The following is a 20084-nucleotide window of genomic DNA, read 5'->3' as shown; positions in this document are numbered from 1 at the left end:
TCCTTCTCAGATCCCGGCATACCATTCGTAACCGCGATCCTCCCAGAAACCGCCGCTGCCTCCGTAAAGACGGCCGAGATCGGCTACCGCTTCGATGCGTGTCAGATATTTCGCCTGTTTATAGCCAAGCTGGCGCTCGACACGCAGCCGCAGCGGCGCGCCATGGGCGACTTCAAGGTCGCGGCCGTTCATCGTGTGAGCCAGGATGGTCTGCGGATGGAAGGCATCCACCAGGTCGATGCTCTCGTAATACCAGCCGGTGCCATCGAGCGTCTTTTCGTATTCGTCGGCACAATGGAAGACTATGTAGCGGGCCTCCGGCTTCAGGCCGACCGTCTTGAGCAGAGCGCCGAGCGGCACGCCGGTCCATTTGCCGATCGCGCTCCAGCCTTCGACACAGTCGTGCCGGGTGATCTGGGTGCGGGCCGGCAGCGCCTTCAAGTCGGCAAGCGACAGCTGCATAGGCTTGTCGACCAGACCGCCGACCTCCAGCTTCCAGGTCGAGAACTGCTGGTTCATCCAGTCGAGATATTGCGGATTGTCCGGCATGCTGGTGCCGTTGGCGCGAAACACCGGCGAGAGATCCGCCTCGGTGAACTCACGGGCCAGCGCATCGTCGCCGAGCAGGAAGCGCTGGGTCTTCATCGAAAAACCCTCGGCGATCTTGAGGACGGATTTCGTCCGGTCGCTTTCGACAATCGCGTCGCAGCCACTCAGGCCGAGCGCCGAAGCCGTCATGGTCGCGCCGATCAGGAAGCGGCGGCGGGTGATGATGCGGCTCATAGCTTGTCTCCCTTTATATCCCCTTGGTCGATGGCGTAATAACCGGTGATCATCGAACGCAGATTGTTGAAGACACCCGACAGGATCACCATCGCGACGTGGACCACCACGAAGGCGGTGAGGGAAAAGGCCGTCAGGAAGTGGATCGTGCGGGCTGACTGCCTGCCGCCGAATATATCGAGAAGCCAGGGCGCCACGGCGTTAAAGCCGGGCGACATGGTGAGCCCCGTGAGGATCATCAGCGGCAGGAGCAGGAAGATAACCGCGACATAGGTGAGCTTCTGAAGCGTGTTGTAATGCCGCGCTTCCGGTCCTTTCGGAAACCGCAGCCGGGCGTGATTGACGATCTCGTGGCCGATGTGCGCGGGCGTCAGTTCATTTCCTGCGGGTAAGAGATCGCGGCGGAAATGCCGGCTCAACAGCCCGTAGGCGAGATAGATAAAGCCGTTGATGACGAACAGCCACGCGAAGAAGAAATGCCAGCGCCGGCCGGTCGCGAGATCCTGATAGCTCGGGATCGTCAGCCATTCGGGGAAACCGCGCGCGGTCGCCTCGCCGTCGACCTGCGAGAGGCCGAGAACCCCGGTCGTGTTGAAAGTCAGCGAACCGACGCGGGTCACGCCCTTGGCCTTGTCGCCATCCTCGACCGCCTCCATGGAAATGAAGGACGGATCGTTGTCGGCACCATACTGGCCCCAATAGAGCGCGGGATGCGCATTGAATATCTGCAGGCCGCTGAACAACAGCACGGTCATGCAGAACACATTCACCCAGTGCGAGAGACGCACCAGCAGGCTGTGGCGGTAGATGACCGTCCGGCCGGTCGCAACGCCGGCTTCGATCGTGGCCATGGTGTTTCCTCCGAATGCGGGAAGTGGGCTCCAGCAGATAGACGCGGCCGCCAGACAAAAAGTTTCAGCGGCCGCGGTCAGATCATTTCACGACATTACTTCATTGCGTCGCAGGCCTTCATCATCTCGGACTTCTTCATGGCGTTCTTCTCCATGCCGGCCTTGTGCATGCAGTCGGTCTTGGTGCTGCCGGTCGCCATCGAATCCTTCTTCATCGAGTCCTGCTTCATGGTGTCGGTCTTCATGGAGTCCTTCTTCATCGTGTCGCTGCTCATGCTGCTCTGGGCGTTCGCCGCGCCGGCAAGCGAAAGGCCGACGACGAAGGTGCAGGCTGCGAGGCTGGAAAGAAGCTTGGTCATGGGATGTCCTCCTGGGATCAATCGATGTGTCCGCCGGCTGCCTGCCGAGGGCTCACAACCATCAATTCGACCCGCGCAGAAAGTCGTTACAGCCTCACGGTTATGTGATAGGCCGAAAGCATCCGAAATATTTTCCATTCCACCTGTAACCGTTTACGTGCTTTTCCGAATGATCATTGAAACAGCATGACGAGCGCCCATTCGGAAGAAGCCCTGAAGGCTATGATGCTTCTGTCCCTCGATGGGGACGAGGTAGCCTATCGGCGTTTGCTCAACGCGGTGCGTGTCCTGCTCGTCGGATATTACAGCCGCCGAATGGCAGCTGCAACGAAAGCGGACATGGAAGACCTTGTCCAGGAGACATTGCTGGCACTGCATTCGCGCCGGGAGACCTACGATCGCGAGCGACCGTTCACGGCGTGGTTCTTCTCGATCGCCCGCTACAAGCTGATCGACCACCATCGCGGCCGCGGCGGCCGGATGATGGCGGAAACGGAGCTCGGCGAGGATTTCGAGAGCGACGACCATGAGGAAGCGATCTCCGCGCGGATGGATGTCGAGCGGCTTCTGGAAAGCCTGCCGGCGAAACAGCGGGAATTGATCCGTCAGGTGAAGCTCGAAGGCCAGTCGGTGGCCGACACGGCGAGCCGGACCGGCCAGTCGGAATCGGCGGTCAAGGTCGGCATTCATCGAGGGCTCAAGGCACTGGCGGAGAAATTGCGAGGCGGAAAGTGAGAAAGACGGACGACATCATCGACAGCCTGGTAGGCGACCTGAAGCCGGTGCCGCGGCATGCGCTGGCACGCCGCTTCGTGATCGGCGTCCTGCCGGCGCTCGCCGTGTCGCTGGTACTGATGCTGGCGATCCTCGGCCTGCGCATCGACATGGCCGAAGCGCTGATGCTGCCGGTGTTCTGGATCAAGTCCGCCTACAATGCGTTGCTGGCTATCGCCGCTTTCCTCGCCGCCTATCATCTGGCACGGCCTGGCGGTTCCAGGGGACGGTTCTTCCAGACCGCGGCGGCGATCGTTGCGATCATGGCTGTGGTCGCCGTGATCCAGCTGGTGATGTCGCCGGCCGCAAACTATTCCAAAATGATCATCGGATCGTCGGCGCTGCATTGCCCACTGCTGATCTTCCTCTTCGCGCTTCCGGTGTTTGCAGGAAACGTGTGGGTGCTGCGCCATGGCGCACCGACTGATCTGAGGTTGACCGGCTTCATCGCCGGGATCGCGGCGGGTGCTGCCGGCGCCTGGGTCTATTCCTGGTTCTGCACCGAGAACGGCATGCCCTTCGTGCTCATCTGGTACTCGCTCGGCATCCTGCTGACCGGCATTGCCGGCTCGCTTCTGGGACCGCGCCTGTTGCGCTGGTGAGCGGGCGGGAACGCCTCACATCCGATAATTTCATCGGCCCCTCGCTTTGTTCCGCGACAATTCAAATGCGGGAATCCAACCGCAAATTTGCTCGACTGAATTCAAAAAAAATGGGATTTTGGAAAAATGGTACGGTTGGGGGGTCTCGAACCTCCGACCTCAGGTGCCACAAACCTGCGCTCTAACCAACTGAGCTACAACCGCACAAGCGCCCTCGGGCGCCGTTGGGGGTCACATACGGTGATCGGACTTTTTTTGCAAGTCCTATCCCGCAAATAGAAAGTCCTTTCCCGCAAATAGAAGAGGCCGGAGCATGCTCCGGCCTTCTCCTTCAAATCAAGCTCTAAGAATTAGGCAGCCTTGATGGTCGTCATGACCTTTTCGGCGGCTTCCTTGCCGGGCTTCGTCACGTCTTCGACGATCTTGCGGGCGGTGTCCTGCATGGACTTGGCCTGCTCAACCGTGATTTCAGCCTGCTTGCGGATGAAACCAGTCTGCAGTTCGATCAGTTCGGCAAAGGACTTCACGCCGAGCAGCGACTCCATATGGGTCAGCGAGTTTTCGGCATTGGTACGCAGCGCGTCGATCGCCTTGAGGCCGAGTTCGACAGAGCCAGCCTGCGCCGACTGCATTGTGGATTCCACCGTCTTGGTGGCTTCCTCGGCAGCGGATTTCATCTTAGCATAGGCTTCGCGAGACTGGGTGGCACCCTTTTCGGCGAAGTCGCGGAAGCCTTCGGTCATCTTGGACGGATCGAAAGCGGAGAAGGAAAAGATATCGTCGGTCTTGTATGCCATCGTTTCAGGTCCTCGTTGGCGATTTCTTCGGCAGAACCGAAGATGTCATGCCTCTTATATAGACCATCTCGTTGTGCATTGCAACATCATTGTGCGGTGCACAATAAAATGAATCCCGGCATTAACCCTGTCGACGGTTTGGATAGCGCCGCTCTCGACCCGAAGGCCGCGGAAGGTTATTAACAATCCGTTAAATTACGTAGAAGTCCGGTCACAAACGTCCTGTAGGTTTTGCCTATGTCCGCAGTCCAATACCCGTTCATCGATATTGCCGTGCACGAGCGCGTCCGCGATCGTTTTGCGGCGGGCGAAGCGATCGTGCTGTTTTCTCCGGACATGCAAAGCCCTCTCTGGGCGAACGGGCGCGGCGCCGATCTTTTCGGCTTCGGCTCCATCTACGATTTCCTCGACCAGGGTCCGAACCGCGTCGATATCGCCTTCCGCCAGATCGAAGCGGCTGCGCGCCAGCTCGGCGAAGTCGGTGACATCCGTAACCTGACGATCCGCGTCGCTTCCGGTTTCCAGCGCATTCCCGTGCAGGCGGTCTGCGAACTCGTTCAGGTTCATGGCGAAACGGCCGTGCTGTTCAGCGCGCCGGTGGAACGGGGCAGGCTCTCACCTTCAGCCTCCGCGGCCCGGATGATCGAAGGCTTCGACGATCCCGATACGCATATGGCGGTGATCGACGAAAACGGTGAGGTGCTCGCCGCCTCGGCCGAGTTCGCGGGGCTCGGCGTTTCCACCCACACCGCCAAGATGATGACGACAATGGCGGGCGCCGATCCGAGCCGCCTCGTCAAGCGCCCCATCCCGACCTCCAAGGGCTACCTGCCGGCTGCGATCGGCAAGCTTTCCAACGAACCGGCCCTGCATCTCCTATTCACGGTCGAGACCGAACAGGGCCGGGCCACCGCCGCGAACGGCTACGAGCCGCGCGATGATGCGCCGGCGAATGCCGACGCCGTCGAAGAAGCCGTGGTCGAACTTGCCGCAAGCGGCGACACCGAGGACTTCGCACCCGAGCCGGCGCCTGCCGACGGTTTTGCCGATGTGATTGCCGCCGTGTCGGAGATCGTCGACACGGAAGAGCCTGAAGAAGAAATTTTGCTGGAACCCAGCGAAAACTTTGCTCCCGTCCACGCCGCTGCTTCCGAAGAACCGATTGAACAGGTCGCGCCTGAAGAGGCCGCGCCGAATTCGGAAATCGATGCCGCGTCCTCGGCCGCAACGATCGAGACGACGGAAGAGGCCGTTTCCGAAACCGCCACCGAGGAAACCGTGGCTGGCGAGCCTGAGATGGTGGAGGCGGCGCCTGCAGTCGAACCCGCAGCCGCCGAAATTGCCGCACCGGAACCGGACGATTTCGTTTTCCGCCGCGATGGGCGCGCGACCCGTTTCGTCTGGAAAATCGATGCCGAAGGCCGGTTCAGGGAAGTTTCGAGCGAATTTGCCGACGCTGTCGGCCCGCATGCCGCCGATATCAACGGCATGGCTTTTACCGATCTCGCCGCCCTCTTCTATCTCGATCCCGAGGGCAAGATCACCGAACTGCTCAACAAGCGCGATACCTGGTCCGGCAAGACGATCTGGTGGCCGGTCGAGGGCACGTCTTTGATGGTGCCGGTCGATCTCGCCGCGCTGCCGACATATACCCGTACCCGCGAGTTCGACGGATTTCGCGGTTTTGGCATCGTGCGCATCGGCGATGCAGCCGAGGATCCGAATGCCGTTGGCCTGACCCTGACCCGCGCCGTGCCGGAGGATGTGGCCGAACCGGAAGCTGAGGCTGTTTCCGAAGCCTATGAGATGCCTGCCGATGCAGCGGATTTGACGGCAGAAGACGATCTGGCCGTCGGGCAGGACGAAGCCATCGATGCGCCAGCTGAGATCGGCTCGGCCGAAGACGCAAACGCTGAAAGCTCCGCGAGTGAAGAACCGGCTGCAGAGGCTTCTGCGATCGAGGAGCACGCCGCGTTCGAAGAGCTGGAAGTCACGGAAGATGCCGAGCAGCCTGCGGCCGCCGAAGACATATCCGCCGATGCGACACCATCCGAAGACTTGCTTGCGAAAGACCTGCCGTTGGAGCCCGCCCCGGAGGACAAGCCGCAGCCGTCCATGTCCGGCCGGCAGGTTCCTTCGCTGCTCGACTGGCCGGCTGGCGAACGCCCGGCGCTCCGGATCGTCGAAAACGCCGGCCGCCGCCATTCCGACAAGGTCATCCAGCTGGAAGAGCGCCGCTCCAACCGCCGCGACGGACTGACCCCCGTCGAGCAAGCGGCCTTCCGCGAGATCGCTCGCCAGCTCGACAATTTCGTCGGTCGCCGTAACGAGGAAAAGAAGCCGGAGACCTCGACCGAGGCGGAGGTACCCGTTGTCGAACAGAACGAGCCGACCGCGATAGAGCCCACCCAGCTCGAACATGAGACTGTGCGCGAGGAACCTGTCGCCCCCGTTTCAGAAGAGATTTCCGAGGAAGAGGCGATCGCATTCGCCGAAGAAGCGAACGAGGCTTTTGCCGACGCGCCGATCGAGCCCACCGAAGGGGCGGAGGCTGCCGCAGAGGCGCCGGTGGACCCGCATCCGGAACTTTCCGACCGTGAACTGTTGAGCCAGATGATCCCGGTCCGCGAGCGGATCGGTCTTTCCGCGGAAATCGTCGACCAGATGCCGGTGGCTCTTCTCGTGCACAGCGGCGACCTTTTGATCCACGGAAATCCGGAATTCCTGCGGCTGACCGGTTATGCTTCGATCGACGATCTGGCGGAAGTCGGCGGTCTCGATGCGCTGCTGCAGCGCCAGGATCTCGAAGGCAAGACGGCGGAGGCCGGCGGCATGGTCGTGGTGCGTGCCGACGATGAACTGGTGCCGGTGACGGCACGCCTTCAATCCGTCCGCTGGGACAATTCGACCGTCCTCATGTTGGCGCTGATGCCGGTCGTGGCCGAGGTACAGAGCTCCACCGAGGATGGCGACGCGGCGGAGGTCATTCCGTTGCGGGCGCCCCGCGCTGCCGACCAGCTGGCCAAGCTACAGGTCGAGGTAACCGAGCTGCGCGCGATCCTGGAAACGGCCACGGACGGTGTGGTCATCATCGGCGCGGATGGCGACATTCGCTCGCTGAACAGGGCGGCGAGCGCGCTCTTCAACTACGACAACGAAGAGATCAGCGGCAAACCCTTCGTCACGCTGTTTGCGCATGAGAGCCAGCGGGCGATCCTCGATTATCTCGCAGGCCTTGCCGGCCACGGCGTCGCCAGCGTCCTCAACGACGGCCGCGAAGTGATCGGCCGGGAAGCTTCCGGCGGCTTCCTGCCGCTGTTCATGACGATCGGCAAGCTGACCTCCTCGAACGGTTATTGCGCCGTCATCCGCGACATCACCCAGTGGAAGCGCACCGAAGACGAGCTGCGCACTGCCAAGCGCGCCGCCGAGACCGCAAATGCCCATAAGAGCGAATTCCTTGCCCATGTGAGCCATGAAATCCGCACGCCGCTCAACGCGATCATCGGCTTTGCCGACATGATGGCGAGCGAGCGCTTCGGCCAGATCGGCCATGCGCGTTATGTCGAATATGCCAACGACATCAGCCGCTCCGGCCGACATGTACTCGATATCGTCAACGACCTCCTCGATATTTCCAAGATCGAGGCGGGCGAGATGGAGCTCGATTTCGTCGCCGTCGGCCTGAACGAGGCGGTGTCGGAAGCCGTCTCGCTGGTGCAGCCGCAGGCAAACGGCCAGCGCGTCATCATCCGCACGGCGCTCTCGCATGCCGTGCCACAGGTGGTCGCCGATCCGCGCTCGATCAAGCAGATCGTCCTGAACATCCTGTCGAACGCCATCCGCTTCACGCCCTCGGGCGGTCAGATCGTCGTGTCCACCGCCTACGAGACCAATGGAAACGTGGTACTTCGTGTCCGCGATACCGGCATCGGCATGACTCGCTCGGAGCTGGAGCTTGCCATGAAGCCGTTCCGCCAGGTGTCGAGCGCCTCGCATAAGCGCGGCGACGGTACCGGTCTTGGCCTGCCGCTGACAAAGGCGATGGTCGATGCAAACCGCGCCGCCTTCGCGATCACTTCGGCGCCGAACGAGGGCACGCTGGTGGAGATCACCTTCCCTTCGCCGCGGGTGCTTGCGAATTGATCAGGAGATTGTAACCGAGTTTGGCATCCTCACTGCTGCAGGTAATACCCTGCTTCTCGCCGGCTGGGTTCGGTTGTTGCTGTATATTGTCGCATCTAAAAGTTGAGTATAACCTGAAAAGAAAGGCAGCCGAAGCTGCCTTTGAAGTTTAATGCTGTCCAACGAGGGTCGGTGGAGACGTCATGTCTATGAAAGCTCGCGGCTAGGCGTATTTCATACACGAGACGAAACCATGTTGCTCCACTTTTGATCAAAGCGGCTTAATAGCGCGTTAACGGCGCTCCATTTCTGGAATTTATGCTGGAGATGTACCGTATCGATACATCTCGCCTCGTCGGGGATACCCGGCCATTCAGCTTTTCAACTCGACAAGGCCGTCGAACAGATCGAGCGCTTCCGGATTGGCGAGCGTCTCCTTGTTCCTGACCGCCCGGCCGTGCACGATGTCGCGGACTGCGAGTTCGACAATCTTGCCGGACTTGGTGCGTGGAATATCGGCGACCTGGATGACCTTGGCCGGGACATGGCGCGGCGACGCGCCGGTGCGGATGCGGGCCTTGATCGCCTTGGCGAGATCGTCACTCAGCGTCAGGCCGTTCGCGAGGCGGACGAAGAGGATGACGCGGACGTCGTCGTCCCAGTCCTGGCCGATGCAGATGGCTTCCGCCACCTCTTCCATCTGCTCCACCTGATTGTAGATCTCGGCGGTGCCGATCCGCACGCCGCCCGGATTGAGTGTCGCGTCCGAACGGCCGTGGATGACGATGCCGTCACGTTCGGTCCATTCGGCGAAATCGCCGTGGCACCAGATATTCTCGAAGCGCTCGAAATAGGCGGCGCGGTATTTCTGGCCTCCGGAATCGTTCCAGAACATGAGCGGCATGCACGGGAAGGCCTTGGTGCAGACGAGTTCGCCCTTTTCCCGGCGCACCGACTTGCCGTCGTCGTTCCAGACGTCGACGGCGAGCCCCAGGCCCGGCCCCTGGATCTCGCCACGCCAGACCGGCTTCAGCGGATTGCCGAGCACGAAGGTGGAAACGATGTCGGTGCCGCCCGAAATCGAGGCCAGATGCACGTCGGATTTGATGCCTTCGTAGACAAAGGAAAAACCTTCCGGCGAGAGCGGCGAACCGGTGGAGATGACGAGCCTGAGCGCAGCCAAATCATGGCTCTGCTTCGGAGCGATGCCGCCCTTGCGGACCGCGTCGATGTATTTTGCCGAGGTGCCGAACACCGCGAACTTTTCAGCTTCCGCATAGTCGAACAGCACGTTGCCATTCGGCGCAAAGGGTGAGCCGTCGAACAGGCAGAGCGTGGCACCGACTGCCAGGCCAGACGCCAGCCAGTTCCACATCATCCAGCCGCAGGTGGTGAAATAGAACAGCCTTTCGCCAGGCTCCAGGCTGCAGTGGAAGCGAAGCTCCTTGAGATGCTGCAGCAGCGTGCCGCCGGCCGAATGGACGATGCATTTCGGCACCCCTGTCGTGCCGGACGAGAAGAGAATGTAGAGCGGATGGGAGAATGGCAACGGCGCGAACTCGATCGCCCGCGCCTCGTAAGGCGCAGTGAAATCCGCAAGCGTGCGGGCATCGGCAAGCGACGCGGCGAGTGCGGGAGCATCGCCCGCATAGGGCACCACCAGAACCGGCGTCTTCAGCACCTCGGAAACCGCCCTCACCTTGGCGGCGACATCCTGGAGCTTGCCGTTGTACCAGTAGCCGTCGCAGGTGATGAACAGTTTCGGGTCGATCTGGCTGAAACGGTCGAGCACGCCCTGTTCGCCAAAATCAGGTGAGCAGGAAGACCAGATGGCACCGATCGAGGCGGCGGCCAGCATGCAGGCAACGGTTTCCGGCATATTCGGCATCATCGCGGCGACACGGTCGCCCTTCTCGATGCCAAGCCCCCTGAAGGCCTGCTGCAGGCGGGAGACTTCGGCGCGAAGCCTATCCCAGGACCAGCGATGGCTCACCTTGTCCTCGCCGCGGAAGATCAGCGCGTCTCCGGCGCCTGTTCCGGAAAGCAGATTTTCGGCGAAATTCAGCGTCGCATCAGGAAAAAAGCGGGCGGCAAGCATGTCTTCGCCATTGATCAGCGCTCGGTCGCCGCGCTCGCCCTTGACGCCGGAGAATTCCCAGACCGCGGACCAGAAATCGGCGCGCTCGGCGATCGACCACGCGTAGAACGCATTATAGTCGAGGAAGACTTTGCCAAAGCGCTCGGCGCACCAGCTGATGAAATGATAAAGCGGGGTTTTCTGCTGCGCTTCCTTCGAGGGGCTCCAGAGCGGTTGTTCATTGCCCATTCCCATTCCTCCACCCTCGGAGAACCCCGCCCCGACATCGGAACCTGGGGTCTGCCTCCATCTCCGTCCACGCCAAATCCTGCGAGGCCGAGCGTATCGGCTTTTATAGCATGTTGCACCGCATTATAAAGGAGACCGCCAGGGACGTTTCGCGGATTTGCGCGAACCCAGCATTTCCTATAATGCGCGTGTGATCATGCTCACCAACCCGTTCGGACATCTGCGGAAGAACCTGAGCCGCCCGCTGGGCCGGCGGTCACGCCGTGTTCTGATCGGCGCCATCGTCGCGCTCTTCCTGTTCTCGCTTTTCCAGCTCATCGCGCCGTTCCTGATTTCATCGACCGTGGTGCGCGAAAGCATGGAGCGGGCGGTCGCCGAATGGACCGGCCACGATGTGACAATTGAGGGGACGCCGGATATCCGCTTCTGGCCGGAGCCCAGGATCACGCTCAGGGAGATCACCATCCGCAAGCAGGCGGAGGGTGGCGAGCGGGTGCTCGGCCGGGTCTCGCGGCTTTCGGCTTCTTTCGATCTTCTGCAGGCTCTGCTCGGACGGCCGGAGTTCAAGGATTTTCGGCTCACGAATCCGGAAATCTATGTCCTCAGGGAGGCCGACGGCAGGCTCGACTGGGCGAATGACGGGCGGCTCAGCCGCGCCGTGCGCGATGCGCGGCCGGACGGCAGCAGTCAGGCACTCGCGACGGGTGAAGATGCGCGGATGGGCGATGTCCGCATCAGCAACGGGATATTCGAAATCTCCGACGTCGCCAGCGGCCGGATCACGCGGTTCCAGTCGATCAACGGCACGCTCGACTGGCCCTGGCTGTCCCGGGGCCTGGAACTGAAGGCAGATGCCTATCTCAACGGCCAGGCGCTGACGCTGGATATGAGTTCGACGCAGCCGCTGCTGCTGCTCTCAGGCAAAAGCGGCAATATCTCGGGCACGATGGCGTCCGCTCTCTTTCATGGCCAATTCCGCGGCGTCGCCAATCTGGCGGCGCATGCGTTTCTTTCCGGCGATGCCGAACTGACGGTTCCCGACCTTTCGACGGCGATGCGCTGGGCCGGGCTGAACTTTGCCGGTGTCGAACGCCTGAAGAGCTTTTCGTTGAATACCCGGCTCGTCACCAACGAAGACATCCTGCGTTTGGACAACCTGTCCCTCGGCCTGAACGACGCCAAGGCGACCGGCATACTCGATCTCGTGCTGCCGACTGACCGGCCGGCGAGGCTCACCGGTACGCTCGCCTTCGACCGGATGGACCTTTCCGCAGCGCTTGCCGCCATCGCGCCGCGCGCCATGGGTGATACCAGTCGGGGCAATAGCCATCTCGCAGGCCTGGAACTCGACCTGAGGCTTTCCGCCCAGCAGGCGACGCTCGGGCCTTTCCAGCTTTCGGAAGCCGCCGTAAGCATCATGAACGTCGGCGAGCAATCGCGCATCGACATCGCCGACAGCGATTTCGAGACCGGCCGACTGACCGGCCGCATCGCTACGGTGAAGGGCGGTACGGCCGGAGCCGTGGCGCTGCGCCTTGCCATCCAGGACGCGGATTTCGGCAATATCGTCAAGGAACTTGGCCTCGCCGGCCCGCTTCCGGCGGCGCGCGGGTCGCTGGATCTGGCGCTTGACGTCGATCGGCCGCTGGAACCGGAAGCCTGGCGCAATGCGAAAGGCACCCTACGCTTTCGGACGGACCGCGGCTCGCTTTCCGGCGTCAACCTTGCCGGTGTCCGGCAGCTTGCAGCTCAAAAACCCTATTTTCCCTTGAGCGATGCCGGCAGCGGCAGCCTTGAATTTGACCATATCGACATCTCTGCCAACCTCGCGGACGGCTCGGCGGATATCCGCGAAGGAAAGATCACCGGCCCCTCCGAGAACCTGACGCTTTCCGGCGTTGTTCCCTATATCAACAGCAGCCTGGCGCTCTCCGCAACCATCGAGCCGATTGCGCAGGACACCAAGGCGGCACCGCTGATGGTCTTCATCGGCGGCTCCTGGCCGAACCCCGTCATCTGGCCTGTTTCGCAAACTCCGGCGAAGCCCCTACAATGAACCGAATCAACCGGATGGGGGTTATCTGGTGTCAAGATTCCTGATCAATCTATGCAAGGCGCTGCTCGCCTGCCTCATCATGGGCGCAGTGCTCAGCTTCTTCGGCATCACCATGCCGGCGCTACTGGCGCTCCTGCATCTGACGCCGGACGATATCAGGGTTGGGCTCGAAAATGCCTATATCTGGTCGGTGCCACGCATCGTGCTCGGCGCCGTCATCGTGCTGCCGGCGTGGCTGCTCATCTATATCTTCCTGCCGCCGCGGGGCGAATGATCGTCAGGTCGTGCCGCGAGCGGCGACATGCTCGTCTCGGATGCGGCGCATTTCCGTCTGCTTGGTGCTGATCGAGGCGATGATGACGCCGATCGTCACCAGCCCGATCAGGATGGTGCAGATCGCATTGATCTCCGGTGTGACGCCCAGGCGCACCTGGCTGTAGATCTTGATCGGCAGCGTCGTGGCACCCGGCCCCGTCGTGAAGCTCGCGATGACGAGGTCGTCCAGCGACAGGGTGAAAGCCAGCATCCAGCCGGCGATGACGGCGGGGAAGATCAGCGGCAGGGTGATCTTGAAGAAAGTCTTGACCGGTGGGCAGCCGAGATCGAGCGCCGCCTCCTCGAGGCTGAGGTCGAAGGTCAGTAGCCGCGACTGCACGACAATCGCCACGTAGCACATGGTGAAGGTCGTATGCGCGATAACGACCGTCCAGAAACCGCGATCGATACCGACGGCGACGAACAGCAACAGCAGCGACAGGCCGGTAATCACTTCCGGCATGACGAGCGGCGCATAGATCATCCCGGAAAACAGCATCCGGCCGTGAAAGCGCGTGAACCGCACCAGGGCAAGCGCCGCAAGCGTGCCCAGCACCGTGCCGATCGTGGCGCTGATGACGCCAACGCGGGCGGTCACCCAGGCGGCATCCATCAGGCCTTGGTTCGACCACATGGTGCGATACCATTGCAGCGAAAACCCGCCCCATACTGTGACGAGCTTGGAGGCATTGAAGGAATAGACCACCAGGATGATGATCGGGATGTAGAGGAATGCGAAACCGAGGGTGAGGACGGTGGCATCGAAGCGCGAGGATTTCATCTCAAGCCACCTTCTTCTGCTGGTTCTGGAAAATCATGATCGGCACGACCAGCATGATCAGCAGGATGACCGCCACGGCCGAGGCCAGAGGCCAGTCGCGATTGCCGAAGAACTCCGTCCACAGCGTCTTTCCGATCATCAGCGTATCGGCACCGCCGAGCAGATCCGGAATGACGAACTCGCCGGTGATCGGAATGAAGCAGATCATCGAACCGGCGATGACGCCCGGCAGCGACAGCGGGAAGGTGATCTTCCAGAACGCCTTCCAGGGCGGGCAGCCGAGATCGCTTGCGGCCTCCAAGAGCGTATTGTCCATCTTCTCCAGTGCCGAATAGAGCGGCAGAACCATGAAGGGCAGGTAGGAATAGACGATGCCGATGAAGACCGCATAATCGGTGCGCAAGATCTGCACCTGATCATCGACGCCGAGCAGGCCGACCGACCGGAACAGGAGCGTCAGCAGTCCGTCGGGCTTCAGGATGCCGATCCAGGCATAGACGCGGATCAGGAACGACGTCCAGAACGGCAGGATGACCAGCATGACCAGTGTCGGCCGCAGCATTGTCGGCGCGCGGGCCATGGCGAGCGCCATGGGATAACCGATCAGCAGCAGCAGGAAGGTGGAGATCACCGCGATGCGCAGCGAAGACAGGTAGGCTTCGATGTAAAGAGGGTCGCCGGTCAGGAACAGGTAGTTGTCGAAGTCGAGTTCCGAGACGAAGTCGCCGAATGCGCCGAAGCCTTGAAAGAGCGGCGTATAGGGCGGCATGGCGATCGCCGTCTCCGACAACGAGATCTTGAAGATGATCAGGAACGGCGCTGCGAAGAACAGCAGCAGCCAGACATAGGGAACCGCGACCACCAGCCAGCGGGCGGGATTGGGTTTGTTGGCGGGTTGGGTTTCAGAAACGCTTGCCATCTCCTTGTCCCCCGCTCAACGCGTCAACACGAGGCCGGCATCGAGCGGCCAGGTGAGCCACACCATGTCGCCGAATGTGATCGGCCGGTCGACGAGGCGGGAGACGTTGGCCTGCGCCGCACGCACCACCCGGCCATCCGCGAGCCTGACGAGGAAAACCGAGAAGTCGCCGAGATAACCGATGTCCCAGACTTCACCGTAAACCGCATTGGCCGAGATATCGGCCGGCTGATCGGGCGAGATACGCACCTTTTCCGGCCGCACCGCGAAGGCGACCTTGTCGCCCTTCACCGCCTGGCATTCCTGCTCGACGGAGACTGCGATGCCGTCGCAGTCAATCCTGACCGAGCCGGGCATGCCGAGTGCGCTGTCGGTCGAGGTGACCGTGCCTTCGAGGATATTGATGTCGCCGATGAAATCCGCAACATAGCGGCTGTTCGGCGCTTCGTAGATCTCGGCCGGCGTCGCCACCTGCATGATCAGGCCCTTGTCCATGACCGCGATACGGTCTGACACGGTCATCGCCTCTTCCTGGTCGTGGGTGACGATCAGGAAGGTGAGGCCGAGCTTGGTCTGCAGGTCCATCAGCTCGAACTGCGTCTCCTCGCGCAGCTTCTTGTCGAGCGCACCGAGCGGTTCGTCGAGCAGCAGCACCTTGGGGCGCTTGGCGAGAGACCGGGCGAGCGCGACGCGCTGGCGCTGACCGCCGGAAAGCTGGTTCGGCTTGCGTTTGGCGAATTGCTCCAGCTTGACGAGCTTCAGCATCTCCTCGACACGGTCGGCGATCTCGCCCTTTGGCAGATTGTCCTGCTCCAGGCCGAAGGCGACATTCTTTTCCACCGTCATATGCGGGAAGAGCGCGTAGGACTGGAACATCATGTTGGTCGGCCGGCGATAGGGTGGCACGCCGGAAATATCCTTGCCCTGCAGCAGAATGCGGCCTTCGGTCGGCTCCTCGAAGCCGGCGAGCATGCGCATCAGCGTCGTCTTGCCGCAACCGGACGGCCCGAGCAGCGAGAAGAACTCCCGCTCGTAGATATCGAGCGTCAGGTTATCGACGGCGGTGAAGGTGCCGAACCGCTTGGTGATGTTTTCGAAACGGATGAACGGAACCGCTGAAGGATCAGCCCAGGGAGAAAATTTGCGTTTAACCGGCCCAAGAGATTTCGCCATGCCCTTACCCCATTTCGCCCCGATGGCCGCCCGAAAGTATTCGGGGCAGACGTTTCCGCCTGCCCCGCCCTTGATCAGCTACCGGTCTTGATCTGCGTCCAGACCCGGTTCAGGACCCGCTGCTCGCGCGGCCCGTATGGCGAAATGGTGAAGAGCTTCTTGACGACGTCTTCCGGTGGATAGGCGGAGGGATTTTCCAAGACTTCCTTGTCGATGAACTTCTGCGAAGCCAGGTTGCCGTTGGCGTATTGAACGAAGTTGGAAGCCTTGGCGATGATTTCCGGCTTCATCAGGTAGTTGATGAAGGCATGCGCCTCGTCGACATGCTTCGCGTCCGCGGGGATCGCGAGGTTGTCGAACCACATATACGTGCCTTCCTTGGGAATGACGAACTGGATCTTGACGCTGTTCTTGGCTTCCTCGGCGCGGGTCTTGGCCTGCAACACGTCGCCCGACCAGCCGATCGTGATGCAGCTGTCGCCATTGGCGAGTTCATCGATATAGGCCGACGAATTGAAGGTCTTCACCGACTTGCGAATTTTCGAGTAGACGGCGCCGCCGGCTTCGAGGTCCTTGGTGTCCTTGCTGTCGGGGTTCTTGCCGAGATAGTTCAGCGCGATCGCAAAAGTCTCGTCGGATGCATCGAGGATGTTGATGCCGCAGGACTTCAGTTTTGCGGCATTTTCCGGCTTAAAGAGAACATTCCAGCTGTCGATCGGCACGTCGCCGAGTGCTGCCTTCACCTTGTCGACGTTATAGCCGATGCCGGTGGTGCCCCACATGTAGTTGACGGCATACAGATTGCCGGGATCGTATTTCGCCAGCCGCTCGGTAACCACCGGCCACATGTTGGAAAGATTGGGCAGTTTCGACTTGTCGAGCTTCTGGAACACCTTGGCCTGGATCTGGCGGGCCAGGAACGGGCCGGTCGGCACGACGACATCGTAACCGGAGCCGCCTGCCAGAAGCTTGGTCTCCAGCATCTCGTTGTTGTCGAACACGTCGTAGATGACCTTGATGCCGGTCTCCTTGGTGAAATCCCCCAGGATCGATTCATCGATATAGTCCGACCAGTTGTAGACGCGGACTTCACGCTCCTGGGCCAGAGCAGCCGTCGCGGCGAAAGCCGCCGCGGCAACTGCGGCGGCAAGGCTGAGCAAATGACTTTTCATGGTCTCTCCTGTTCCAGTTTTGTCTGCGCAATCGTCAAATCGCGCCTAATTCCCTTATATTTTTCGGCGAGAGTAAAAAGTAATTTTACACCCCACAAGGGGGAATGTGCGCCGCCGCAAAACTCATTGGAAATCGAAGGCACTGAGACCGGTCACCATTTCGTCTAGACCGAGCGGTCTCGTGACCGGAGGCTCGGCGCGGGAGAGGCAACCCTGCCTTTCGCAGAGCCGGCAGGCGGTGCCGGCAAGCACCGTTCCGACGGCCCCCGGCAGTGCCTCGCCATAGACGGTGTCGCCGCCGCTCGACAGATCGCAGCCGAGAAGAATTGCCGTACGGCGGATACGCTCGCCGAATCCCGATTGCGGACCTTCGAGCGTGCGCGACAGCGTCAGGAATGCGGCGCCATCCGGCATCTCGACCCGATCGACGAGAACCTGCCCCGGCTGAAGGAAGGCGGCATGAAGGCCGAGCTTCGGACAGAGCCCGCCGAAACGTGCTTGCGGGAACCCTTGCGCACCGGCGCGGCGGATGGCGTTGCCGGCGTGATCGACCTCCATCAGGAAAAACGGAATGCCCGGCGTGCCGGTCCGGGCAAGCGATGTCAGCCGGTTGGCGGCCTGCTCGAACGACACGTCGAAACGGGAGCGTAACACGTCGAGGTCGTATCGGGCGCGCTGGGCCGCCGTGAGAAAAGCCCCATAAGGCATCATCAGCGCATGGGCTGCATAACGGGCGAGTTCGAAGCGGCCGATGCGACGCGCCTCGTTGGTGGAGAGGTTTAGGTCCTCGAGTTCGGCGGCGATCTCCTGGCCCAATGCAAGCAGCGCCACTTCCATGGCAAGCTCGCGCGTCCGGTCGAAGGGCGAGAGCCGTTCTGACAGAAACAGCCGCATGGAATGGCGGTCGTAGCGCCGGCGCAGGTTCGGCATGGCATGAACCGGCAGCGTACGCACCACGATGCCGTGCTCGTTCTTCGCCCAGGCCTTCAAGGCGCCAGGCAGTTCGTCGCCGGGCCCGAGCCTGGCCACGAAGGTTTCGGCCGCATCCTCGATACGCGCGAAAAAGTTAGGGCGGCGCTGCAGCGTCTCGCGCACCTCGTCGATCGGCAGGCGCGTGCCGGCAATCGAGGTCTCGTGACCCTCGCGGGCCAGCAGATCGGAAAGATCGGAAAGCCTGGCCGCCTGCTCACGATAGGCGCGATAGAGCTTCATCAGCCCCAGCGCCGCGTTGGGAGCGGCCTCCGCCACCTCGATGATTTCCTGATCCCCCGGGATCTCGCCCGCCAGCAGCGGATCGGCGAACACCTCGCGCAGCCGCCCCGCAAGACCGCCACCTTCCCCCTGTAGCGCATCGAGATCGACCTTGTAGACCGAGGCAAGCTTCAAGAGAAGCTGGACCGTGAGCGGTCGCTGGTTGCGCTCGATGAGGTTGAGATAGGAGGGCGAAATGCCGAGCGCTTCGGCCATGGCAGTCTGGGTAAGACCGAGCCCCAATCGCACCCGCCGTACCCGTGGGCCGGCAAAAATCTTTCGCTCCGCCATTTTTGTCACCGCTTTTACAAAATCGGCCGGCTCGCCGTATTTACAATTATGACATCTTCACAGAACCCTTTGTGAAAGACAAGACAACATAACCCCTTTCATACCCGCAATTCTGCATCTTATCTGGCAGTGCAGCATTCCTTTCTGTAAATTCAGTCACATCAAAAGCGCCATACCGTGGCTCATCGATTTTACATAGGAGGAAAGCAATGACAGATTTTTACACACTGGTTCCAGGCGCGCAGAAGGGCCGGTTCGAAGGTATCGAACGCCCTTATTCCGCCGAGGACGTGAAGCGGTTGCGCGGTTCGGCGGAGATCCGTTATTCGCTTGCCGAGATGGGCGCCAACCGGCTGTGGTCACTGCTGCGCCGCGAAGACTTCGTCAACGCGCTGGGCGCGATGACCGGCAACCAGGCCATGCAGCAGGTTCGCGCCGGGCTGAAGGCAATCTACCTCTCCGGCTGGCAGGTCGCCGCGGATGCCAATACCGCATCCGCCATGTATCCGGACCAGTCGCTCTATCCGGCCAATGCCGCGCCGGAACTGGCGCGGCGCATCAACCGCACGCTGCAGCGTGCCGACCAGATCGAGACCGCCGAAGGCAAGGGCCTTTCGGTCGAGACCTGGTTCGCGCCGATCGTTGCCGATGCAGAGGCCGGTTTCGGCGGGCCGCTCAACGCCTTCGAGATCATGAAGGCATTCATCGAGGCGGGCGCAGCGGGCGTCCACTACGAGGACCAGCTCGCATCGGAAAAGAAGTGCGGCCACCTCGGTGGCAAGGTCCTGATCCCGACCGCCGCCCATATCCGCAACCTGACAGCCGCGCGGCTTGCCGCCGACGTCATGGGCACGCCGACGCTGGTCATCGCCCGCACCGATGCGGAAGCGGCCAAGCTGCTCACCTCGGATATCGACGAGCGCGACCAGCCCTTCGTCGACTACGATGCCGGCCGGACGGTGGAGGGCTTCTACCAGGTCAAGAGCGGGCTCGAACCCTGCATCGCCCGCGCCGTCGCCTATGCGCCCTATTGCGACCTCATCTGGTGCGAGACCTCGAAGCCGGATCTCGAACAGGCGCGCCGGTTTGCGGAGGGGGTTCACAAGGCGCATCCCGGCAAGATGCTCGCCTATAACTGCTCGCCGTCGTTCAACTGGAAAAAGAACCTCGACGACGCGACGATCGCCAAGTTCCAGCGGGAACTGGGTGCGATGGGCTACAAGTTCCAGTTCATCACACTCGCCGGTTTCCACCAGCTGAACTTCGGCATGTTCGAACTCGCCCGCGGCTACAAGGACCGGCAGATGGCGGCCTATTCGGAGCTGCAGGAAGCGGAATTCGCCGCCGAGATCAACGGCTATACCGCCACAAAACACCAGCGCGAGGTCGGCACCGGCTATTTCGACGCTGTCTCCGTCGCCATCACCGGCGGGCTTTCGTCCACCACCGCAATGAAGGAATCCACCGAGCACGACCAGTTCCGGCCGGCTGCGGAATAAGTCTGAACCC

At 61.5% G+C, this 20084-nt stretch carries 16 protein-coding genes and 1 tRNA gene; 6 read left to right on the top strand and 11 right to left on the bottom strand.

The window, feature by feature from the left end; all coding sequences use genetic code 11:
* Nucleotides 1-6 precede the first annotated feature (6 nt).
* The 3 genes from RG540_RS01235 to RG540_RS01225 form a co-directional block, all read right to left on the bottom strand.
* Nucleotides 7-783 (bottom strand): molybdopterin-binding protein, encoded by a 777-nt coding sequence (locus RG540_RS01235; protein WP_038583795.1) that lies wholly within the window; start codon nt 781-783, stop codon nt 7-9.
* Entirely contained in the window at nt 780-1634 is an 855-nt protein-coding gene (locus tag RG540_RS01230) for a cytochrome b/b6 domain-containing protein (RefSeq protein ID WP_038583792.1), read from the bottom strand. Before RG540_RS01230 ends, RG540_RS01235 begins: the two co-directional genes overlap by 4 nt.
* Nucleotides 1635-1729: 95 nt before the next feature.
* Nucleotides 1730-1993 carry a pentapeptide MXKDX repeat protein gene (locus tag RG540_RS01225; RefSeq protein ID WP_038583789.1) on the bottom strand — a complete coding sequence of 88 codons (264 nt, stop codon included), beginning with the start codon at nt 1991-1993 and terminating at the stop codon, nt 1730-1732.
* Nucleotides 1994-2179: 186 nt separating this feature from the next.
* Between RG540_RS01225 and RG540_RS01220 the strand changes: the two genes are divergently transcribed.
* Both RG540_RS01220 and RG540_RS01215 read left to right on the top strand, forming a co-directional pair.
* Nucleotides 2180-2728, top strand: coding sequence for a sigma-70 family RNA polymerase sigma factor (locus RG540_RS01220; protein WP_038583787.1), 549 nt, complete (start codon nt 2180-2182; stop codon nt 2726-2728).
* Nucleotides 2725-3369 carry an NrsF family protein gene (locus RG540_RS01215; protein ID WP_038583784.1) on the top strand — a complete coding sequence of 215 codons (645 nt, stop codon included), beginning with the start codon at nt 2725-2727 and terminating at the stop codon, nt 3367-3369. The genes RG540_RS01220 and RG540_RS01215 overlap by 4 nt, the downstream gene beginning before the upstream one ends.
* A gap of 127 nt (nt 3370-3496) precedes the next feature.
* On the opposite strand, the gene RG540_RS01210 is transcribed toward RG540_RS01215, so the two are convergent.
* Together RG540_RS01210 and RG540_RS01205 are read right to left on the bottom strand one after the other, a co-directional pair.
* Nucleotides 3497-3573: transfer RNA gene (locus RG540_RS01210), tRNA-His, on the bottom strand.
* 146 nt (nt 3574-3719) lie between these two features.
* Nucleotides 3720-4166 carry a phasin gene (locus RG540_RS01205; RefSeq protein ID WP_038583781.1) on the bottom strand — a complete coding sequence of 149 codons (447 nt, stop codon included), beginning with the start codon at nt 4164-4166 and terminating at the stop codon, nt 3720-3722.
* 237 nt (nt 4167-4403) lie between these two features.
* On the opposite strand from RG540_RS01205, the gene RG540_RS01200 reads away from it, so the two are divergent.
* The gene (locus tag RG540_RS01200) at nt 4404-8312 is read left to right on the top strand and encodes an ATP-binding protein (protein WP_038583779.1); all 3909 of its coding nucleotides are present in this window, start codon (nt 4404-4406) and stop codon (nt 8310-8312) included.
* 352 nt (nt 8313-8664) lie between these two features.
* Here RG540_RS01200 and RG540_RS01195 read toward each other — a convergent pair whose 3' ends face one another.
* A complete protein-coding gene (locus RG540_RS01195; protein WP_038583777.1) occupies nt 8665-10617 on the bottom strand; it encodes an acetoacetate--CoA ligase in 1953 nt (650 codons plus the stop codon).
* 157 nt (nt 10618-10774) lie between these two features.
* Between RG540_RS01195 and RG540_RS01190 the strand changes: the two genes are divergently transcribed.
* On the top strand, nt 10775-12673 hold the full coding sequence (locus tag RG540_RS01190) for an AsmA family protein (RefSeq protein WP_038583774.1): 1899 nt from the start codon (nt 10775-10777) through the stop codon (nt 12671-12673).
* A gap of 28 nt (nt 12674-12701) precedes the next feature.
* Nucleotides 12702-12947: a hypothetical protein gene (locus RG540_RS01185; protein ID WP_244446602.1), complete on the top strand. Its 246-nt coding sequence runs from the start codon at nt 12702-12704 to the stop codon at nt 12945-12947.
* A gap of 3 nt (nt 12948-12950) precedes the next feature.
* On the opposite strand, the gene RG540_RS01180 is transcribed toward RG540_RS01185, so the two are convergent.
* From RG540_RS01180 to RG540_RS01160, 5 genes are all read right to left on the bottom strand, one after another.
* The gene (locus tag RG540_RS01180; protein ID WP_038539880.1) at nt 12951-13769 is read right to left on the bottom strand and encodes an ABC transporter permease; all 819 of its coding nucleotides are present in this window, start codon (nt 13767-13769) and stop codon (nt 12951-12953) included.
* Between the two features lies 1 nt (nt 13770).
* Nucleotides 13771-14688: an ABC transporter permease subunit gene (locus RG540_RS01175; RefSeq protein ID WP_038583772.1), complete on the bottom strand. Its 918-nt coding sequence runs from the start codon at nt 14686-14688 to the stop codon at nt 13771-13773.
* A gap of 15 nt (nt 14689-14703) precedes the next feature.
* Entirely contained in the window at nt 14704-15861 is a 1158-nt protein-coding gene (locus RG540_RS01170; protein ID WP_038583770.1) for an ABC transporter ATP-binding protein, read from the bottom strand.
* Between the two features lie 74 nt (nt 15862-15935).
* On the bottom strand, nt 15936-17033 hold the full coding sequence (locus tag RG540_RS01165) for a polyamine ABC transporter substrate-binding protein (RefSeq protein ID WP_038583768.1): 1098 nt from the start codon (nt 17031-17033) through the stop codon (nt 15936-15938).
* 123 nt (nt 17034-17156) lie between these two features.
* Nucleotides 17157-18575, bottom strand: a complete 1419-nt coding sequence (locus RG540_RS01160) for a helix-turn-helix domain-containing protein (RefSeq protein WP_038583766.1) — start codon at nt 18573-18575, stop codon at nt 17157-17159.
* A 209-nt stretch (nt 18576-18784) separates the two neighbouring features.
* Here RG540_RS01160 and aceA point away from each other — a divergent pair, with 209 nt between their 5' ends.
* Nucleotides 18785-20074, top strand: a complete 1290-nt coding sequence (aceA, locus tag RG540_RS01155; protein WP_038583763.1) for an isocitrate lyase — start codon at nt 18785-18787, stop codon at nt 20072-20074.
* Nucleotides 20075-20084 lie beyond the last annotated feature (10 nt).

Source organism: Neorhizobium galegae bv. orientalis str. HAMBI 540 (assembly GCF_000731315.1).
GTDB classification, from domain to species: Bacteria; Pseudomonadota; Alphaproteobacteria; order Rhizobiales; family Rhizobiaceae; genus Neorhizobium; species Neorhizobium galegae.
This window is presented reverse-complemented; position numbering and strand designations above follow the sequence as displayed.